We start from the raw sequence: 18,789 nt of genomic DNA, 5'->3' as shown, positions 1-18,789 counted from the left end.
TCCACCCGTGCAGCCGCAGCTGCCACTTGTCGTGTATTGCGCTCCATCTCCCACGTTGCAAGAACCCTACCAGCCAACCGCCCTATCTAACTAATTCTTATAAATCATGTAGTTACCGAATCTTCTTGAATCGTTATGGAGGTTAATCCCCCACATTTGGGGATTTACACCCAAACCAAGACAACACCCTTTATAAACAATGAGTTAACTCATCTTTCTAATCCAAAATAGCATCATTTGACCAGCCGGAAACTCAGCGAAACCCTGGTGCCATGGCCTTCACTGCTACTGAGCCGCACGCCACCACCGAAGCGCTCCATGATGCGTTTCACCAACACCAGGCCCACGCCCAGCCCACCCTGCTTGGTGGTGAAGAAAGGCCGGAAGGCCATGCGCTGCTGCTCTTCGTTCATGCCTTTGCCATTGTCGGACAGGCGCAGGGTCAGGTTACGCCGGTCATGACGCACCACCTCGACACGCAACCGCCCCCCCTGCTCCATCGACTCCAGGGCGTTGGCGATAAGGCTGCTGAAAATCTGCCGCAGCAACACCGGGTGCCCCAACACCTGAACCGCCGGTACAGGTTGCAGGTCCAGGCTCACTCCGCCGCGCGCCAGCGGCACCGAGTAGGTCTGCAGGCTTTCCTGCAATGCCAGCGGCAAATCCACTGCCACTGCCTCATCGTTGAGCGGGCGCAACGACTGCAACATCTGGCGGATCCACTGCGACATGCGGTCGACCTGGCTGATGATATCGTTGACATTGCGCTGCGCCGGGCCATCGTCGAATGCCTGGGCCAGCTCGGCACTGGAGCGGATGCTGGCCAGCGGGTTGCGCAGGCTGTGGGCCACCGCCGAAGACACCTCACCCAGTGCCACGTAGGTTTCATTGCTGATCAGTCGCTTCTGCTGCACCGACAGCAGGCGTGCGGCGCGGTGCATGATGCCGTACAGGCCGATATAGACCAGCCCGGCGCCGACGGTGATCGCCAGCCAGATCAGAATCAGGCCATGCTCGATGCGCACGATCAGGTCATGGGGCTCCTTGTAGATCTCGACCATCGCCGTGACTTGCTCGCCATCGGCATCGAACAGTGGAATGTAGTTCTCGATGAACAACTGCTCGGGTGGGGTGACGAACTTCTGTTCGGCGCGGGCCTGCTCGAAGTTGTGGTAGCTGGCCGAGACTCGCATCTTGTACTCGAAGGCCTGCTCCAGGTCGTCATCACCTTCGATCAGCTTGCCGACCAGTGCGGGGTTGCTGGACCAGATCACCGTACGGTCCGGGGCATAGATGTTGGCCAGCAGCATGTCGGGCAGGTGGGCGATGTGGTCGAGAAACTCGCCACGCGCCCTGCGCCGGGCGTCCGGGTCGACGTCGAGCAGGTTGGCGCGGTCGATGCGCGGGTCGAGCAGTTCACCCATGGTGCGCACATTGGGGATCGACACATGGCGCACTTCGGCATCGGCGATGGAGGTGATGAACTGTGCGGTGAGCAAGGCATCGCGTTCGATGCTCTCGTCGATGATGAAACGGCTGGAAATCAACCCCAGCCCTACCGCTACCGAGAGGATGATGGCCAGGCTGACCCAGGCGTACCAGCGCAGCAGGTTGAACGGCTTGCGTGGGGTGGCCAGTTCGTTACCGGCGGGTACGTCAATAGCGTCGGAACGAGGGGCGATGTCCATGACGGACTCCACAACTGGGCACCTTCAGAAGGTTATAGCCCAGAGTTGGGGAAACCATCGGGTCGGCTTGGTGGCATCCGCCGAAGGGTATTGTTTCTGTCATTGCGGTGAATGCACCTGCCTTCAAAAATCCAAATGCCCCCACGCCCCCTGTGGGAGCGGGTTTACCCGCGAACACCGGCGCAGCCGGTGCCATCCACCGCGTCGCATTCTTCGCGGGTAAACCCGCTCCCACAGCGACCGCGCCAGCATTTAAAGGCAGTTATAAAGGCTAATCCCCCACCAATCCCTGCAACCTGCGGTACTCGCGCAGCACATTGGGCACATAGCGCCGGGTCTCGGCGAATGGCGGTACCGCACCACGGCGCAGTACCGCGTCGGGGCCGGCATTGTAGGCCGCCACGGCCAGGGTAATGTCATTGTCGAACAAGTCGAGCATGCGCTTGAGGTAGCGGGCCCCGCCCTGCACATTGTCTTCCGGGTCCAGGCGGTTTTCCACGCCCATCTCGCGGGCGGTATCCGGCATCAATTGCATCAGCCCCACCGCGCCCGCCGGCGAACGGGCCTTGGGGTTGTAGCCGGACTCGGCCTTGATCACCGCATGCAGCAACGCCGGGGGGACGTCATGGGTACGCGCCGCGGCGGCGACCAGCTTGGCATAGGGGCGGCCGGTGATAAGCTGCGCGTTGGCCGGGCCGGCCTGGGCCTTCGGCTCGCTGATCACCGTTTCATAGAGGCGCCCCGGTCGATGGACGTTGGTCAGTATGTAGCTGCCCTTGGCGTCGATGGAAATGTACACATCGGCCTGGGCAGCACCTGCCACCAGCCAGATCAAACCGAGAATGAGTCCACGCATGTCGGTCGCCTCTTCGTGGTACCCCCGATGTTGGGGGATATACCCCGGAAAACCCGAGGTCGATGACCACGACGCAAGCACTGTGCCGCTTTGCGTGCCGCATGATGCAAGGCGCGAGGGCAGGCGTGCACGGCTGTTGCATGGGGCTTGCGAAAAGCTTGTCCCCATGCAGCGGAGGGCTTCACCATGCAGCGCAGAACCAACCCCCAACGTGGCTTCACCCTGCTCGAACTCCTGGTAGTCCTGGTGGTGCTCGGCCTGTTGGCCGGTATCGTCGCGCCCAAGTACTTCAGCCAGCTCGGCCGCTCCGAGGCCAAGGTAGCGCGGGCGCAGATAGAGGGCCTGAGCAAGGCGCTGGACCTGTACCGCCTGGAAGTCGGCCACTACCCCAGCAGCGAGCAAGGCCTGCAGGCCCTGGTGGTCGCCCCCAGTGGCGAAGCGCGCTGGACTGGCCCGTACCTGCAGAAGGCCGTGCCGCAGGACCCGTGGGGCCGCGCGTACATTTACCGGCAACCTGGCGAAAACGGCGGCGAGTACGACCTGCTGTCGATGGGCAAGGATGGCCAGCCCGGTGGCGACGGGGAAAACGCCGAAATCACCAGTTGGCAGTAGGGAGAACGGCCATGCGCTACAGCCTCAAGGCCCTGGGCAGGCAGGGTGTGGTGCAGTTGCAGATCGACGCCGAGGACGCCGACCAGGCTCGCCGCCAGGCCGAGGACCAGGGCCTGCGCGTGCTCACCCTGCGTGGCCACGGCGGCGCCTTGCGCGGCATGGCCTGGCGCCGTGAAGCAAGCTTCGACCTGGTGCTGTTCAGCCAGGAACTTTCGACCCTGCTCAACGCTGGCCTGCCGCTGATCGACGCACTGGAAAGCCTGGCCGAAAAGGCCCCCGCTGCCGCAACGCGCAAAGTGCTCGGCGAACTGGTCCGCCAACTGTACGAAGGCCGCTCGCTGTCCCAGGCCCTGGGCCAGCAGCCACGGGTGTTCCCGCCACTGTACGTGGCGCTGGTGCAATCCAGCGAGCGAACCGGCGCGCTGGGCGACGCCCTTGCCCGCTACATCAGCTACCGCCAGCGCCTGGACCTGGTACGGCAGAAGCTGGTGGGCGCCTCGGTGTACCCGTTGCTGCTGTTGTTGGTGGGCGGTGGCGTGGTGCTGTTCCTGCTTGGCTACGTGGTGCCGCGTTTCAGCCAGGTATTCGAGGGCATGGGCACCGAGCTGCCCTGGCTGTCTCGGCTACTGATGCAGATCGGCCTGTTCCTGCATGCCCAGCAATTGCCGCTGGCGCTGGGCACCGTCGGCGTGGTCGCGACGCTGTGGCTGCTGCGTCGCCAGCCACGGGTGCGGCGCTGGGCAGCGTGCCAGCTGCGGCGCCTGCCTGCATTGCACCAACGCCTGATGATGTATGAACTGGCGCGCTTCTACCGCTCGCTGGGCATCCTGCTGCAAGGCGGCATCCCCATCCTCACTGCCATGGGCATGGCCCGCGGCCTGCTCGGCAGCGCGGCGGCCCAAGGCCTGGAGCACGCCAGCCAGCGGGTCGGCGAAGGGCTGCCGCTGTCCGACGCCCTGGAAGCGGGGCAACTGGTCACGCCGGTATCGTTGCGCCTGCTGCGGGCTGGCGAGCAGTCCGGCAACCTGGGCGAGATGCTGGAGCGCTGCGCCGACTTCCATGACCAGGAAATCGGCCGCTGGGTGGAATGGTTCGTCAAGCTGTTCGAACCACTGCTGATGACCTTCATCGGCCTGCTGATCGGCCTGATCGTGATCCTGATGTACATGCCGATCTTCGAACTGGCCTCGAGCATTCACTGAGTAGCCACTGCGGGACCAGGCGCGCCGCTGTCACGGAACTGCATGCGACTTGTTGAATCAGCAGCGACCCTGTGGGAGCGGCTTCAGCCGCGAACCCCGGCGCAGCCGGGGCCATGCACCGCGCTGGATTCTTCGCGGCTGAAGCCGCTCCCACAGGGTAAGCGGATCGCCGGCGAACATGCCCAAGATCGATGACTGATTCACACATATCATTCATCGTGATAATAACCTTCGGCCCGTTCGATTCGTGCATCACGCGCAAGACACTCACACTCCGCCCACTACTAATACATTGGCGGAGTTCTCCATGGAACAATCACTCAAACCCTTGCGCTTCCCCCTCGCTGCCCTGGCAGTGGTGGTGATCAGCGCTTGCGGTCGAACCCCCGACGCGGTGCAGGCTCCCGCCGCGCCGAAGGTCAGTGTGGCCAAGGTGATCGAGCAACCGATCAACGAATGGGACGAGTTCACCGGCCGCCTCGAAGCCCCGGAAACCGTCGAGGTACGCCCACGGGTCTCCGGCCAGATCGACCTGGTGGCCTTCACTGAAGGCGCCCAGGTCAAGAAAGGCGATCTGCTGTTCCAGATCGACCCTCGCCCGTTCCAGGCAGAGGTCCGCCGCCTCGAAGCCCAGCTACAGCAAGCCAAGGCCACCGCCATCCGCAGCGCCAACGAAGCCCGCCGTGGCGAACGCCTGCGTGACAGCAATGCCATTTCCGCAGAGCTGGCCGAATCGCGTAGCAGCGCCGCCGCCGAAGCCCGCGCCGGGGTCGACGCGATCCAGGCGCAGCTCGACCTGGCACGCCTGAACCTCAGCTTCACCCGTGTCACCGCGCCCATCAGCGGCCGCGTCAGCCGCGCCCAGTTCACCGCCGGCAACATCGTCACCGCCGATGTCACGCCGCTGACCAGCGTGGTCTCCACCGACAAGGTGTACGCCTATTTCGACGCCGACGAGCGCGTGTACCTCAAGTACACCCAGCTGGCCCGCGAAGGCCAGCGTGGCCAAAGCACCCCGGTATACCTGGGCCTGACCAACGAAACCGGCAACCCGCACCTGGGCCAGATGAACTTCGTCGACAACCAGGTCAACCCGCGCACCGGCACCATCCGTGGCCGTGCGGTGTTCGACAACAGCGACGGCCAGTTCACCCCGGGCCTGTATGCACGCCTGAAGCTGGTGGGCAGCGCCCAGTACCAGGCCGTGCTGATCAACGACGAAGCCGTGGGCACCGACCTTGGCAAGAAGTTCGTGCTGGTCATGGACAAGGACAACAAGGCCGCCTACCGCGCTGTCGAGCTGGGGCCGAAGCTGGAAGGCCTGCGCATCGTGCGCAGCGGCCTGGGCAAGGACGACCGCATCGTGGTCAAGGGCCTGCAGCGCGTGCGCCCTGGCTCACCGGTCACCCCGCAAGAGACACCGATGGCCAGCGAGCAGACCCTCGCCGCCCTCGCCCAGCAGCGCCAGGCCCTGGAGGCCAGCAACCCGGCGCCAAAGGTGGCGGGCAACAACGTGAAAGTCGCCAGCGCCCAGGCGCCACGCGGTTAAGGGACCACACCGATGAACTTCTCGAAATTCTTCATTACCCGGCCAATCTTCGCCGCGGTGCTGTCGCTGGTGCTGCTGATCGCGGGTTCGATCTCGCTGTTCCAGCTGCCGATCAGCGAATACCCCGAAGTGGTGCCGCCCACCGTGGTGGTGCGCGCCAACTTCCCCGGCGCCAACCCCAAGGTCATCGGCGAAACCGTCGCCGCGCCACTGGAGCAGGCGATTACCGGCGTGGAGAACATGCTGTACATGTCCTCCCAGTCCACCGCTGACGGCAAGCTGACGCTGACCATCACCTTCGCCCTGGGCACCGACCTGGACAACGCCCAGGTGCAGGTGCAGAACCGCGTCACCCGTACCCAGCCCAAGCTGCCAGAGGAAGTGACCCGCATCGGTATCACCGTCGACAAGGCCTCGCCCGACCTGACCATGGTCGTGCACCTGACCTCGCCGGACAACCGCTACGACATGCTCTACCTGTCCAACTACGCCATCCTCAACATCAAGGACGAGCTGGCGCGCCTGGGCGGCGTGGGCGATGTGCAGCTGTTCGGCATGGGCGACTACTCGCTGCGCGTGTGGCTGGACCCGAACAAGACCGCTTCGCGCAACCTCACCGCCAGTGATGTGGTGGCTGCGATCCGCGAACAGAACCGCCAGGTGGCCGCCGGCCAGCTGGGCGCCCCACCCGCCCCGGGTTCGACCAGCTTCCAGCTGTCGATCAACACCCAGGGCCGCCTGGTCAATGAGGAAGAGTTCGAGAACATCATCATCCGCGCCGGTGCCGATGGCGAAATCACTCGCCTGAAGGACATCGCCCGGGTCGAACTGGGCTCCAGCCAGTATGCCCTGCGTTCGCTGCTGAACAACCAGCCGGCGGTGGCCATCCCGATCTTCCAGCGCCCAGGCTCCAACGCCATCGAGATCTCCGACGAAGTGCGGGCGAAGATGGCCGAGCTGAAGAAGGACTTCCCCGAGGGCATGGACTACAGCATCGTCTATGACCCGACCGTGTTCGTCCGTGGCTCCATCGAAGCCGTGGTACACACCCTGTTCGAAGCGCTGGTGCTGGTCGTGCTGGTCGTCATCCTGTTCCTGCAGACCTGGCGTGCCTCGATCATCCCGCTGATGGCCGTGCCGGTATCGCTGATCGGTACCTTTGCGGTAATGCACCTGTTCGGCTTCTCGCTCAACGCGCTGTCCTTGTTCGGCCTGGTCCTGGCCATCGGTATCGTGGTGGACGACGCCATCGTTGTGGTGGAGAACGTCGAACGTAATATCGGGCTTGGCCTGAAACCGCTGGAAGCCACGCAAAAGGCCATGGGCGAAGTCACCGGGCCGATCATCGCCACCGCGCTGGTGCTGTGCGCCGTGTTCGTACCTGCTGCGTTCATTTCCGGCCTGACCGGGCAGTTCTATAAGCAGTTCGCCCTGACCATCGCCATTTCCACGGTGATCTCGGCGTTCAACTCGCTGACCCTGTCGCCGGCCCTGGCTGCCGTGCTGCTGAAGGACCACCACGCGCCCAAGGACCGTTTCTCGCGGTTCCTGGAAAAACTGCTGGGCAGCTGGCTGTTCGCACCGTTCAACCGCTTCTTCGACCGCGCCAGCCACGGCTATGTCGGCGGTGTGCGCCGGGTCATCCGCTCCAGCGGTATCGCGCTGTTCGTGTATGCCGGCCTGATGGGCCTGACCTACCTGGGCTTCTCGTCCACCCCGACCGGTTTCGTGCCGGCCCAGGACAAGCAGTACCTGGTAGCCTTCGCGCAGCTGCCTGACGCCGCCAGCCTCGACCGTACCGAGGCAGTCATCAAGCGCATGAGCGAAATTGCCCTGAAGCAGCCTGGCGTGGCCGACTCGGTGGCCTTCCCTGGCCTGTCGATCAACGGTTTCACCAACAGCCCCAACAGCGGCATCGTGTTCACCCCGCTCAAGCCTTTCGACGAGCGCAAGGACCCAAGCCAGTCGGCTGCAGCCATCGCTGCTGCGCTCAATGCCCAGTTCGCCGATATCCAGGACGCCTACATCGCGATCTTCCCGCCACCGCCGGTACAAGGCCTGGGCACCATCGGCGGCTTCCGCCTGCAGATCGAAGACCGTGGCAACCTGGGCTACGAGGCGTTGTACAAGGAAACCCAGAACATCATCGCCAAGAGCCACAACGTGCCGGAACTGGCGGGCCTGTTCACCAGCTACCAGGTCAACGTGCCGCAGGTGGATGCCGCCATCGACCGGGAAAAGGCCAAGACCCACGGCGTGGCGATCACCGACATCTTCGACACCCTACAGGTCTACCTGGGCTCTCTGTACACCAACGACTTCAACCGCTTTGGCCGTACCTACCAGGTCAATGTCCAGGCTGAACAGCAGTTCCGCCTCGATGCCGAGCAGATCGGCCAGCTGAAGGTGCGCAACAACCTCGGCGAGATGATCCCGCTGGCGACCTTCCTCAAGGTCAGCGACACCTCCGGGCCTGACCGTGTGATGCACTACAACGGCTTCATCACCGCCGAAATCAACGGCGCCGCTGCCCCAGGCTACAGCTCCGGCCAGGCCGAGGCAGCGATCGAGAAGCTGCTGAAAGAGGAACTGCCCAACGGCATGACCTTCGAGTGGACCGACCTGACCTATCAGCAGATCCTCTCGGGTAACACTGCACTGTTCGTCTTCCCGCTGTGCGTGCTGCTGGCCTTCCTCGTGCTTGCGGCCCAGTACGAAAGCTGGAGCCTGCCGCTGGCGGTAATCCTGATCGTGCCGATGACCCTGCTGTCGGCCATCACTGGGGTGATCGTGTCGGGGGGTGACAACAACATCTTCACCCAGATCGGCCTTATCGTACTGGTGGGCCTGGCGTGCAAGAACGCGATCCTGATCGTCGAATTCGCCAAGGACGAACAAGCCAAGGGTCTCGACCCGCTGGCAGCGGTACTGGAAGCCTGCCGCCTGCGTCTGCGGCCGATCCTGATGACCTCGATCGCCTTCATCATGGGTGTGGTACCACTGGTGTTCAGCTCCGGTGCAGGTTCTGAAATGCGCCATGCCATGGGTGTGGCGGTGTTCTCGGGGATGATCGGTGTGACCGTGTTCGGCCTGTTCCTGACCCCGGTGTTCTTCTTCCTGATTCGCCGTTTCGTCGAGCGTCGCCAAGCCCGCAAGGCCGAACGCGCCCACTCGCTGGAGAGCCATGCATGAACCTGCTCAAACCCTTGACCCCGAGCCTGCTGGCGCTGGCCCTGGCGGCCTGCGCGGTAGGCCCGGACTACCAGGCGCCGGCCACCGAGCCCGCGCAACTGGCCAGCGATGTACAGGCCAAGGCTTACGACCGTAGCCGTTTCGAAGGCCTGTGGTGGAAGCAGTTCGACGACCCGGTGCTGAACCAGCTGGTGCAGGCTTCGCTGGACGGCAACCGTGACCTGCGCGTGGCCTTTGCCCGCCTGAAGTCGGCCCGTTCGATCCGCGAAGACGCAGAAAACGATCAGTTCCCGGTGGTCACCAGCCGCGCCAGCAGCGACATCGGCAAGGGCCAGGTCCCCGGCCAGACCACGCAACGGGTGAACAGCGAGCGCTACGACCTGGGCCTGGACATGGCCTGGGAGCTTGACCTGTTCGGCCGCATCCAGCGCCAGATCGAGGCCAGCGAAGCCCAGGAAGCGGTAGCCGCGGCCGACCTGCAGCAGTTGCAGGTCAGCCTGATCGCCGAGCTGGTCGATGCCTACGGCCAGCTGCGCGGCGCGCAATTGCGCGAGAAGATCGCCCTGGCCAACCTCAAGACCCAGCAGGAATCGCGGGCCATCACCGAAACCCTGCGCGATGCCGGCGTGGGCAACGACCTTGACGTGGTGCGGGCCGACGCGCGCCTGGCCGGGGTCGAAGCCACCGTGCCGCAACTGCAGGCGGAACAGGCGCGGGCCCGGCATCGCATCGCCACCCTGCTCGGGCAGCGCCCCGAGGCGCTCAGCGTCGACCTGTCGCCCAAGGCCCTGCCGGCCATTGCCAAGGCGCTACCGGTGGGAGACCCGGGAGAACTGCTGCGCCGCCGCCCGGACATCCGCAGCGCCGAACGCCAGCTGGCGGCTGCCACCGCCAACGTTGGCGTAGCGACGGCCGACCTGTTCCCGCGTGTCAGCCTCAGCGGCTTCCTCGGCTTTACTGCCGCCCGTGGCTCGCAAATAGGCTCCTCGGCAGCCAATGCCTGGGCGCTGGGCCCGAGCATCACCTGGGCTGCCTTCGACCTGGGCAGCGTGCGCGCCCGCCTGCGCGGTGCCAAGGCCGATGCCGAAGGGGCGCTGGCCAACTATGAACAGCAGGTGTTGCTGGCCCTGGAAGAATCGGCCAACGCCTTCAGCGACTACGACAAGACCCAGCAGCGGCTGTTGTCGCTGATGCGCCAGAGCGACGCCAGCCGCAAGGCGGCGGAACTGGCCTCGATTCGTTATCGCGAGGGTACGGTGGACTACCTGGTGCTGCTCGATGCCGAACGTGAGCGGCTGAGCGCTGAAGATGCCCAGGCCCAGGGTGAGGTCGAGCTGTACCGCGGCATCGTCTCCATCTACAAGGCCCTGGGCGGCGGCTGGCAACCGGAGACTGTAGCCAGCGCGCGCTGATACACCCGTTTCAACGACTCCTTTGGTTGGCTCCTCCCCCAACCGTTTGCCCCGCAGGCCTTGGTTTGCGGGGCTTTTTTATGCTGTTGAGGGTGTGTGCAGGGTGCATGCCTCTGAATCTTCAGCGCCTGTGAGATCGAGCGCCGCCCGCGCGGCGCTTCGCGGGACAAGCCCGCTCCCACATCTGTTTCGGGCCAATTACTCCTGTGCATGGTGGGTTGCAGCTTTGGTGCATGACTGGAGATGGATGAAAAGCAGCAAACCAATCTTCGATATGTAATAGAACAAACAAGGCGGACAGAGGTGACCTTGCAGGAGTGACTGGCCCGAAACAGATGTGGGAGCGGGCTTGTCCCGCGAAGCGCCGCGCGGGCGGCGCTCGATTTGTGCCCCCCCCAAAAAATCCGAGCCAGGCACCTGTCAGCCCTCACTCGGTTGCATTTACCCCCCAGCTAGCCCAAGCTCTGCCCTTCCCGCCGCCACGGATCGTCCGATGCCCAGACGCAACCGCTACCTGATCGCCCTGCTGCTGTTGATCTTGGTATCGGCCCTGTTCGGCTACCTGTGGCGGGACACCCCACCAGCCCCGCCAACCCTCCCGGCCCACAGCTACGCCAAGGCCCTGCGCCAGGCCCATGAGGGCCAACCCGGCGCTGCACGGGTGCTGTACCAGCAACTGCAGCGCACCGACCTGCCACCCATCCGCCGTGCGGCCTTGTATGCCGAACTGCCCAACTACCCTTCGCCCCAGGCATTGAAACTCGCCCGCCAGGACCTCGAGCATGCCGACCCGCTGGTGCGCCGCGCAGCCATTGCCGGTATCCGCCGCCTGCTGCCAGCGGCGCAGCGCAGCCTGGTGCTCGGCCCACTGCTGGACGACGACGAACAAAGCGTGCGCTTCGCCGCAGTAGATGCCCTGCTCGGCCTCGATCCGGATGACATCGGCCTGTATTTCGGCCCGCTACAGGTCGCCCTGGAGCAATACCAGCAGGCCCTGGAGCAACAGCCCGAAGACGCCGACGCGCAAGTCCACCTGGCGCGCCTGTACCTGCACGAAAACGACTACACCCTGGCCGCCACTGCCCTGCAACGTGCCCTGACGGTAGCACCAGGCAACCTCGACGCACTGGCGACCCAGGTACGCCTGCTGGAACGCCAGGGCCACCACGATGCCTCGCGTCAGGTACTAGGCAAAGCCCTGGCGCTGAGCCCCGACTCGGCTTTTCTGCAGCACGAACTGGGGCTCTGGCTGAACCGCCACGAACAGCGCGAGTATGCACTGCTGGCATTGTCCCGCGCCGTCGAACTGGACCCGGACAACGCCGACTACCGCTATACACTGGCGGTAACCCTGCATGAGCTGGAACAAATCGACGCCGCGCAAAAGCAACTGGAAACCGTGCTCAGCCGTCAGCCGGCCAATCGCCGCGCACGGGTGCTGCTGATCCAGTACTGGAAGGAAACCGGCCAGTTGCAGAACGTACAGGTGCTGCTGGCCGAGCTGGAGCGGCAGAACCCGGACGACCCCGTCCTGCAACAGGGCCTGTAGGCAATATCCGAAAATTGTTGAACCCTGGGGCTATGCCCGAGGTCCAGTGGATATCGGGCTACCCTACAGGAGAGTCGTTTTGGCCAGTTCGTTGGCGCTGGACGAACGTGCATTGATCCTGGCGCCCCCGCCGATAGCCGCGGATATTGCGCGCCTGCTCGCTTGCGCGGGCATAGACAGCCTGTGCGCGGTCGACCTGGCCAACCTGCAAGCCCGCCTGGCCGAAGGCGCGGGCCTGGCGATCATTGCCGAGCAGGTATTCGAGCAGGGCCCAAGCGCATTGCTGCAGGCATTCATCGACCAGCAACCGTGCTGGTCGGACCTGCCCGTCGTACTGCTCGGTCAAGGGGACCCAGCAGCCAAGGGCTCGACCAACCACCCGGTGGGCAATCTGGTCGTGCTGGCCGCACCGTTCGAAAACACCCAGCTGCTGCACGTGACCCAGTCCGCCCTGCGCAACCGGCGCCGCCAGTATCTGGCGCGCGACCAGTTGCAGACCCTGCAGCAACGGCTTGACGCCCAGGCCGCACCTCCCGGCGAAGCGCAGCAGCGCAGCGAGTTTGCCCGCCACCAGACGCGCAAGATGGAGGCCATCGGCCAACTGGCCGGTGGGGTCGCCCATGACTTCAACAACCTGCTCACCAGCATTGGCGGCAGCTTCGAGCTGATCGACCGGCGCTTGCGCCAGGGCCGTAGCGATGGCCTGGAGAACGTGCTGCGCATGGGCCGCGAGGCGGTGTCCCGCGCAGCCCGTCTGACCCACCGCCTGCTGGCCTTCTCTTCTCGGCAATCGCTGCACAGCCAGCAGATAGACCTGCACGATCTGCTCCAGACAAAGCGCCTGATGGCTTGCCTTACCGCGGCCGTGACCCTGCAGGTGCAAATCGACAAGGGCCTGTGGTCCGTAGAAGCCGATGACCAGCAGTTGCACGAAGCCCTCGAAAACCTGCTGCTCAATGCCTGCGAAGCCATGCCCAATGGTGGCCAATTGCGCATCGAGGCAAGTAACCAGCACATCGGCGCTGGGCAATTCCCCGGCGGTGCCCTGTGCGCCGGCGACTATATACGCCTGCGCATCATCGATGACGGCCAGGGCATGGCGCAAAGCACGCTGGAGCATGCCTTCGAGCCGTTCTTCAGCACCAAGGCGATCGGCCAGGGCATTGGCCTGGGCCTGTCGATGGTGTACGGCTTCAGCAAGCAATCCCGTGGCCATGTCACCCTGCACAGCCAGATCGGCCAAGGGACCCGGGTGGACTTGTACCTTCCGCGCCATGTCGACCAGGGCCAGGCACCGGTCAAACCCGTACAGCCCGTGCGAGGTTATCAGGGCCATCACGTGCTGGTTGTCGAGGACGACCCGCATGTACGCCAATTGCTGTGCCAGGCTCTGCGCGAGGATGGCTTCGCCTGCCACAGTGCCGCCGATGCCAATGAGGGCCTGAAGGTACTGCGCTCGACCCAACCGGTGGATCTGTTGGTCAGCGATGTCGGTTTGCCCGGCATGAATGGCCGCCAGTTGGCCGAAATCGCACGCAGCCTGCGCCCACGCCTGCCGGTCTTGTTCATCACCGGCTATGCGGAAACGGCCATGGCCCGCGAGGGTTTCCTGGAGGCGGGGATGCATTTGATCTGCAAGCCCTTCGAGCTGAAGCAGCTGCAGGCCCAGGTGACCCAGATACTGGGCAAGCACTGAACCACATCACGCCTCGAGCAAACGTAGCGCCTCATCAAAAAGGTCCGCCAGCGGGAACGGCTTGTTCATCAATGCCGTGCCCGGCTGTTCGAGCAGCTGCGCATCGATCGGCTGGCCCGCGTAACCGGTGATGAACAGGATCTTCTGCAGCGGCGACTGCATGCGCATGGCCTTGGCCATCTGATGGCCACTGAAACCACCCGGCAAGCCGACATCGGTAACCACCAGGTCGTACCGGCCGTCATGGTGAAAGCGCTCCAGTGCACTATTGGCGTCGCCCACATCAATGACTTCGAAACCACGCTCGGTCAGGTATTCGCGCATTACCGCACGCAAACCGAGTTCGTCATCCACCAGCAACAGGCGCTGCCCGCCGGCCATGCGCTGCGAGCGCTGCACCACCGCGGGCGCCTCAGGTACCGAATCAAGGCACCTTGGAAAAAGCATGCAGACCTTGGTGCCCTGGTTCGGCGCCGACTCGATCCAGGCGTAGCCCCCCGACTGGCCGACAAAACCATACACCATCGACAAGCCAAGGCCTGAGCCATGCCCGATCGGCTTGGTGGTGAAGAACGGTTCGAAGGCCCTGGCAATGTCCACCGGCGACATGCCATGGCCATCATCCTCCACATGCAAGGCAACGTAGTCGCCTGGCGGCAGGCCACCCTCATCCGGGAACCACGTCGTCAGCCGCTGGTTGAAGCTGCGCAGCGTGACATTACCGCGTTCCAGGCACGCTTCGCGGGCATTGGCGCAAAGATTGATCAAGGCATTTTCAAGCTGGCAAACATCAAGGTTCACCGCCCACGGCGTGACATCCAGCTGCCAGTGCAAACGCATCTCCGCGCCCAGCGTGCTCCGCAGCAGTGGTTCGCTCAGGCGCAATTGCCGGTTGAAGTCCAACGGCCTGGGCGCCAAAGGTTGATGACGTGAAAACGCCAGCAAGCGATGGGTCAGCTCCATGGCACGCTGCACCGAATCATGCGCCACCTCGACATAGGCCTCTACCCGCTCCAGCCGGCCTTCCTGCAGGCGCAGTTGCAGCAACTCGAGGCTGCCGCCGATGCCGGACAACAAGTTGTTCAGCTCATGTCCCATGCCCCCGGCCAACTGGCCGACCAACTCCAGGCGTTCGTTGTTGCGCATCAGGGCTTCGGATTGACGAGCGGCCTCCTCACGTTCCTCGGTAATGTCCCGGCCTACGGCAGTCAGCAGGCTGCCATCGAACCGTGCACTCCAGCGAAAACAATGGTAATGGCCATCGAGGTGGCGCAGGCGCGTCTCTATCTGCTCGGCATTGCGGTATTGCAGGCACCCGGAAATCGCCACCTGAACCTCGGCGCGATCCGCCGGATGTACCAAGTCCAGCACCGGTATGCCCCGTATCTGCTCCTCGGCCCAGCCCAGAGTACGGTACAAGGCGGGGTTGGCGGCATGCACCTTAAGCTCGGGTGTAACCGTGATCATCGCATCACGCGACAACTGCCAGAACTGCTCGCGCTCTAGCTGGTGTCGCTCGACCTGCCGCTCGAAGCCTTGCGCCTGCTCCCGCCAGCGGCGGTGCGCCTCGACGCTGGCCGTGGTCTCGATCACCGCGTGCAGAAACCCTGCCACGTTGCCCAACTCATCGTGCAACGGTGTGAAGCCGAACGCACACCACAACGGCTCCCCGCCCTCGCCGCTGACAATACGCAGTGGTGGGTCCTCGACAAAGCTGGAGTGCCCATCGAGTGCCTTGAAAACCCAGGGGCCCATCGCCGGCCATACATCGCTCCACAGCGCATCGAAGGCCATGCCCAATGCGTCCGGGGCAACCGGCCGCAATGCCCGGTAGCCTTCATTGTGGACCACGCACAGGTCTGGCCCCCAGACCACGGCGCACGGTAACGGCGACAAGTGCATCACGTCGACGGCAATGCGCAGCGAGGCCGACCAGCGCGGCAGCGGCCCGAGCGATGTGCTGCCCCAATCGAACCGAACGATCCGTTCGCCCATGAGGTCGACGGGTGCCGGCACAGGCGGCTGCAGGATGACCTTCGACGCAGGCTCGGGCGGCGTACCATTTGCGACCACTATCGTGACTCCAGCATGGTTCAGGGAAAGTACGGGCGCCCCGTGGATGTGATTCACGTTAGCACAACACACGCCGCGCAATATGGCGTACTGGCACCTGAGAGCTATGCTCATTAGGTTTTCCCTCGGGCCACGGAGCAACGGCCCATTCAGGTTGCCGACGGGAGCATGGTCATGAGCAAGAAGATGCTGGTGGTGCTGACCAATACAGCCAAGTATCCGGCCCTCAAGCGGGCGACCGGGTTATGGCTGGGGGAAGCTGCGCATTTTGTCGAACAAGTCGAAAAAGCCGGTTACTCGGTCGATTACGTCAGCCCGCTGGGCGGCTACGTGCCTGTCGACCCGCATAGCCTGCAGATGGCCCCCGACCTGGATTGGCAGTGGTATGACGACAAGCGCTTCATGGCCCGTCTGGGCAACACCTCGAGCCCTGGCCAGGTGAAGGCCGAGGAGTACAGCGTCATCTACTACACCGGTGGGCACGGCGTAATGTATGACTTTCCCGACAACCAGCCGCTGCAAGAGCTGGCCCGTCGGGTCTACGAGCACAAGGGCATAGTCGCAGCGGTCTGCCATGGCGTTGTCGGCCTGCTGAACATCAAGCTCAGCGACAACAGCCTGTTGCTCAAGGGCCGTCAGGTGACCGGCTTCTCCAATACCGAGGAGAAATTGGCCGAGCTGGACAAGGTGGTCCCCTTCCTGACCGAAAACGAGCTGCGCGCCCGCGGCGGTACCTACAGCAAGCATGATGACCCCTGGCAGCCGTTCGTGGTGGCCGATGATCGGCTGATCACCGGGCAGAACCCGGCTTCCACGGCCCTGCTGGCGGAAAAAGTGCTCGATAGATTGAAGCGAGGCTGACAACCAGGTTCTGCTTTTCTGTAAAACCGCAACACTTTTGGCCTACAGCCGAAGCTTCATCAAGTACATAGGATCAGCGCTGACCTGTTCAACCCGAACAGCAAGGTTCAACGGAGCGGCGGTCCTATGGCAGCAATACCGAGTGTCGGCATCAACTGGCGAAAATTACTGTTGATATTGTCCATCGGCGCAATACCGGTGCTATCCGGGTTACTGGTAATGGACTATCAGCTGGACAAAAAACTTGAGGAAAATGCCAAGGTTTCCGTTCAAGAGGCTGTTTTCAGCATCGATCAGGCACTGGGCCGCATGGAAGCCGATCTGGACTCGATCCTGCCATTGGCAGGCAAGCCATGTGAGGAAGTGCTCGCCATCCTGGAGCAGAGAGTTGCCAACAACCCGCATCTTCGCTCATTGATACTCACCCGCGGCCAACAAGCGTATTGTGCGACGGACATGGACCCTTTGGCGCATATCTCGGCTTTTTCCCTGTCCGGACGGCAAACGCAACTGGCATTCGACGCACCATCATCGCCTAACGCGGCGATCATAAAGATCCAGAAACCAGACAGCGACCCCGGAATAATCGCAACAGCGTACGGTCGGCAGTTGCGTGACGAACTGCGTGCCTTCCAGGACGGCCTGACATTGCTGCTGGAATTCAACGACCTGTATATCTGGAGCGAGGGAGACAGCCGCGATGCACAACGCCCCTCCCAGGTCGAATTCACCGAGCAGACGGTATCCGAGAAATATGGCTACGTGGTGATCGGTGGCTACCCCAAAGGGTACGCCGCCCAGGAGTTTCGCGTCTCCCTGCATCAGGTACTGCCTTCGCTGGTACTGGTCGGGGTGGCCAGCATGTTCATCATGTACCTGGGCCTGACCAGTTCGCGCAAGAAGAAGGGTTGATACCGCCGCCATCGAGCGTGACGGCGGTACCCTTGGTTCAGTCGGTGCTCAGCACACCACGGCGTACCTGGTCGCGCTCGATGGACTCGAACAAGGCCTTGAAGTTGCCCTCGCCAAAGCCGTCATCACCCTTGCGCTGGATGAACTCGAAGAACACCGGGCCGAGCAGGGTCTCGGAGAAGATCTGCAGCAGCAGGCGCTTGTCGTCAGACTGGGAGGCGCCATCGAGGAGGATGCCACGTGCCTGCAACTGGTCTACCGGCTCGCCGTGACCCGGCAGGCGCTCTTCGAGCATCTCGTAGTAGGTTTGCGGCGGTGCAGTCATGAAGCGCATGCCGAAGCCCTTGAGGGCGTCCCAGGTCTTGAGCAGGTCATCGGTCAGGAAGGCGACATGCTGGATGCCTTCACCGTTGAACTGCATCAGGAACTCTTCGATCTGCCCGGAGCCCTTGGACGATTCTTCGTTCAGCGGAATGCGGATCATGCCATCCGGTGCGGTCATGGCACGCGAAGTCAGCCCGGTGTACTCACCTTTGATATCGAAATAGCGGATTTCACGGAAGTTGAACAGTTTCTCGTAGAAGCCGGCCCAGTACGACATGCGCCCGCGATAGACGTTGTGGGTGAGGTGGTCGATAATTTTCAGGCCGGCACCCACCGGGTTGCGGTCCACACCTTCGATGAACTTGAAGTCGATATCGTAGATCGAGCTGCCTTCCTCGAAACGGTCGATCAGGTACAGCGGCGCACCGCCGATGCCCTTGATCGCCGGCAGGCGCAGCTCCATCGGGCCGGTCTCGATTTCCACCGGCTGGGCGCCCAGTTCCAGGGCGCGGGCATAGGCCTCATGGGCGTTTCGCACACGGAACGCCATGCCGCATACCGACGGGCCGTGTTCGGCGGCGAAGTACGAGGCGATGCTCTTGGGTTCGTTGTTCAGGATCAGGTTGATGCCACCCTGCCGATACAGGTGCACATCCTTGGAACGGTGGGTTGCCACCTTGGTGAAGCCCAGCATCTGGAATACCGGCTCGAGTACGCCAGGGGTAGGCGAAGCCAGTTCGATGAACTCGAAGCCCATCAGGCCCATTGGATTGTCGAATATATCAGCCATGTTCGTGTCCTCATCTGCAGCGAAAAATTATTGATTGCGCGGGATGTGGCACGGAAACGGTGGTGAGCAAGGG

The 18,789-nt window shown here is 63.3% G+C and carries 13 protein-coding genes; 9 read left to right on the top strand and 4 right to left on the bottom strand.

Annotation, left to right across the window (positions count from 1 at the left end; genetic code table 11):
* Positions 1-233: 233 nt before the first annotated feature.
* Together J5M58_RS14400 and J5M58_RS14395 are read right to left on the bottom strand one after the other, a co-directional pair.
* Entirely contained in the window at positions 234-1,688 is a 1,455-nt protein-coding gene (locus tag J5M58_RS14400; protein ID WP_112252472.1) for a sensor histidine kinase, read from the bottom strand.
* Between the two features lie 271 nt (positions 1,689-1,959).
* On the bottom strand, positions 1,960-2,544 hold the full coding sequence (locus J5M58_RS14395; protein WP_112252474.1) for a lytic transglycosylase domain-containing protein: 585 nt from the start codon (positions 2,542-2,544) through the stop codon (positions 1,960-1,962).
* Positions 2,545-2,730: 186 nt separating this feature from the next.
* On the opposite strand from J5M58_RS14395, the gene gspG reads away from it, so the two are divergent.
* From gspG to J5M58_RS14360, 7 genes are all read left to right on the top strand, one after another.
* Complete coding sequence (gene gspG, locus J5M58_RS14390) at positions 2,731-3,156, top strand: type II secretion system major pseudopilin GspG (RefSeq protein WP_112252475.1); 426 nt, start codon at positions 2,731-2,733, stop codon at positions 3,154-3,156.
* A gap of 11 nt (positions 3,157-3,167) precedes the next feature.
* A complete protein-coding gene (locus J5M58_RS14385) occupies positions 3,168-4,358 on the top strand; it encodes a type II secretion system F family protein (protein WP_112252476.1) in 1,191 nt (396 codons plus the stop codon).
* 307 nt (positions 4,359-4,665) lie between these two features.
* The gene (mexE, locus tag J5M58_RS14380; RefSeq protein ID WP_112252477.1) at positions 4,666-5,907 is read left to right on the top strand and encodes a multidrug efflux RND transporter periplasmic adaptor subunit MexE; all 1,242 of its coding nucleotides are present in this window, start codon (positions 4,666-4,668) and stop codon (positions 5,905-5,907) included.
* Between the two features lie 12 nt (positions 5,908-5,919).
* Positions 5,920-9,099, top strand: coding sequence for an efflux RND transporter permease subunit (locus J5M58_RS14375; RefSeq protein ID WP_112252478.1), 3,180 nt, complete (start codon positions 5,920-5,922; stop codon positions 9,097-9,099).
* Positions 9,096-10,511 (top strand): efflux transporter outer membrane subunit, encoded by a 1,416-nt coding sequence (locus J5M58_RS14370; RefSeq protein WP_112252479.1) that lies wholly within the window; start codon positions 9,096-9,098, stop codon positions 10,509-10,511. Before J5M58_RS14375 ends, J5M58_RS14370 begins: the two co-directional genes overlap by 4 nt.
* 493 nt (positions 10,512-11,004) lie before the next feature.
* On the top strand, positions 11,005-12,060 hold the full coding sequence (locus tag J5M58_RS14365) for a tetratricopeptide repeat protein (protein ID WP_112252480.1): 1,056 nt from the start codon (positions 11,005-11,007) through the stop codon (positions 12,058-12,060).
* A gap of 79 nt (positions 12,061-12,139) precedes the next feature.
* Positions 12,140-13,756: a response regulator gene (locus J5M58_RS14360; protein ID WP_112252481.1), complete on the top strand. Its 1,617-nt coding sequence runs from the start codon at positions 12,140-12,142 to the stop codon at positions 13,754-13,756.
* Positions 13,757-13,762: 6 nt separating this feature from the next.
* Here the strand turns inward: J5M58_RS14360 and J5M58_RS14355 are convergent, their stop codons facing one another.
* The gene (locus J5M58_RS14355) at positions 13,763-15,829 is read right to left on the bottom strand and encodes a PAS domain-containing sensor histidine kinase (RefSeq protein WP_252379180.1); all 2,067 of its coding nucleotides are present in this window, start codon (positions 15,827-15,829) and stop codon (positions 13,763-13,765) included.
* A gap of 174 nt (positions 15,830-16,003) precedes the next feature.
* Between J5M58_RS14355 and J5M58_RS14350 the strand changes: the two genes are divergently transcribed.
* Complete coding sequence (locus tag J5M58_RS14350) at positions 16,004-16,690, top strand: type 1 glutamine amidotransferase domain-containing protein (RefSeq protein WP_112252483.1); 687 nt, start codon at positions 16,004-16,006, stop codon at positions 16,688-16,690.
* A 126-nt stretch (positions 16,691-16,816) separates the two neighbouring features.
* The gene (locus J5M58_RS14345) at positions 16,817-17,602 is read left to right on the top strand and encodes a CSS-motif domain-containing protein (protein ID WP_243432346.1); all 786 of its coding nucleotides are present in this window, start codon (positions 16,817-16,819) and stop codon (positions 17,600-17,602) included.
* Between the two features lie 37 nt (positions 17,603-17,639).
* Here J5M58_RS14345 and hppD read toward each other — a convergent pair whose 3' ends face one another.
* Positions 17,640-18,716, bottom strand: a complete 1,077-nt coding sequence (hppD, locus tag J5M58_RS14340; protein ID WP_112252484.1) for a 4-hydroxyphenylpyruvate dioxygenase — start codon at positions 18,714-18,716, stop codon at positions 17,640-17,642.
* Between the last annotated feature and the right edge of the window lie 73 nt (positions 18,717-18,789).

The organism is Pseudomonas sp. 32_A, assembly GCF_017490905.1.
Classification (GTDB): Bacteria; Pseudomonadota; Gammaproteobacteria; order Pseudomonadales; family Pseudomonadaceae; genus Aquipseudomonas; species Aquipseudomonas inefficax.
This window is presented reverse-complemented; position numbering and strand designations above follow the sequence as displayed.

Bases quoted from the DNA above. Each gene is read 5' to 3' on its own strand.
- J5M58_RS14400 (WP_112252472.1), bottom strand. From the start codon at position 1,688: ATGGACATCGCCCCTCGTTCCGACGCTATTGACGTACCCGCCGGTAAC.
- gspG (WP_112252475.1), top strand. From the start codon at position 2,731: ATGCAGCGCAGAACCAACCCCCAACGTGGCTTCACCCTGCTCGAACTC.
- J5M58_RS14365 (WP_112252480.1), top strand. From the start codon at position 11,005: ATGCCCAGACGCAACCGCTACCTGATCGCCCTGCTGCTGTTGATCTTG.
- J5M58_RS14385 (WP_112252476.1), top strand. From the start codon at position 3,168: ATGCGCTACAGCCTCAAGGCCCTGGGCAGGCAGGGTGTGGTGCAGTTG.
- J5M58_RS14345 (WP_243432346.1), top strand. From the start codon at position 16,817: ATGGCAGCAATACCGAGTGTCGGCATCAACTGGCGAAAATTACTGTTG.
- J5M58_RS14370 (WP_112252479.1), top strand. From the start codon at position 9,096: ATGAACCTGCTCAAACCCTTGACCCCGAGCCTGCTGGCGCTGGCCCTG.
- J5M58_RS14375 (WP_112252478.1), top strand. From the start codon at position 5,920: ATGAACTTCTCGAAATTCTTCATTACCCGGCCAATCTTCGCCGCGGTG.
- J5M58_RS14350 (WP_112252483.1), top strand. From the start codon at position 16,004: ATGAGCAAGAAGATGCTGGTGGTGCTGACCAATACAGCCAAGTATCCG.
- hppD (WP_112252484.1), bottom strand. From the start codon at position 18,716: ATGGCTGATATATTCGACAATCCAATGGGCCTGATGGGCTTCGAGTTC.
- mexE (WP_112252477.1), top strand. From the start codon at position 4,666: ATGGAACAATCACTCAAACCCTTGCGCTTCCCCCTCGCTGCCCTGGCA.
- J5M58_RS14395 (WP_112252474.1), bottom strand. From the start codon at position 2,544: ATGCGTGGACTCATTCTCGGTTTGATCTGGCTGGTGGCAGGTGCTGCC.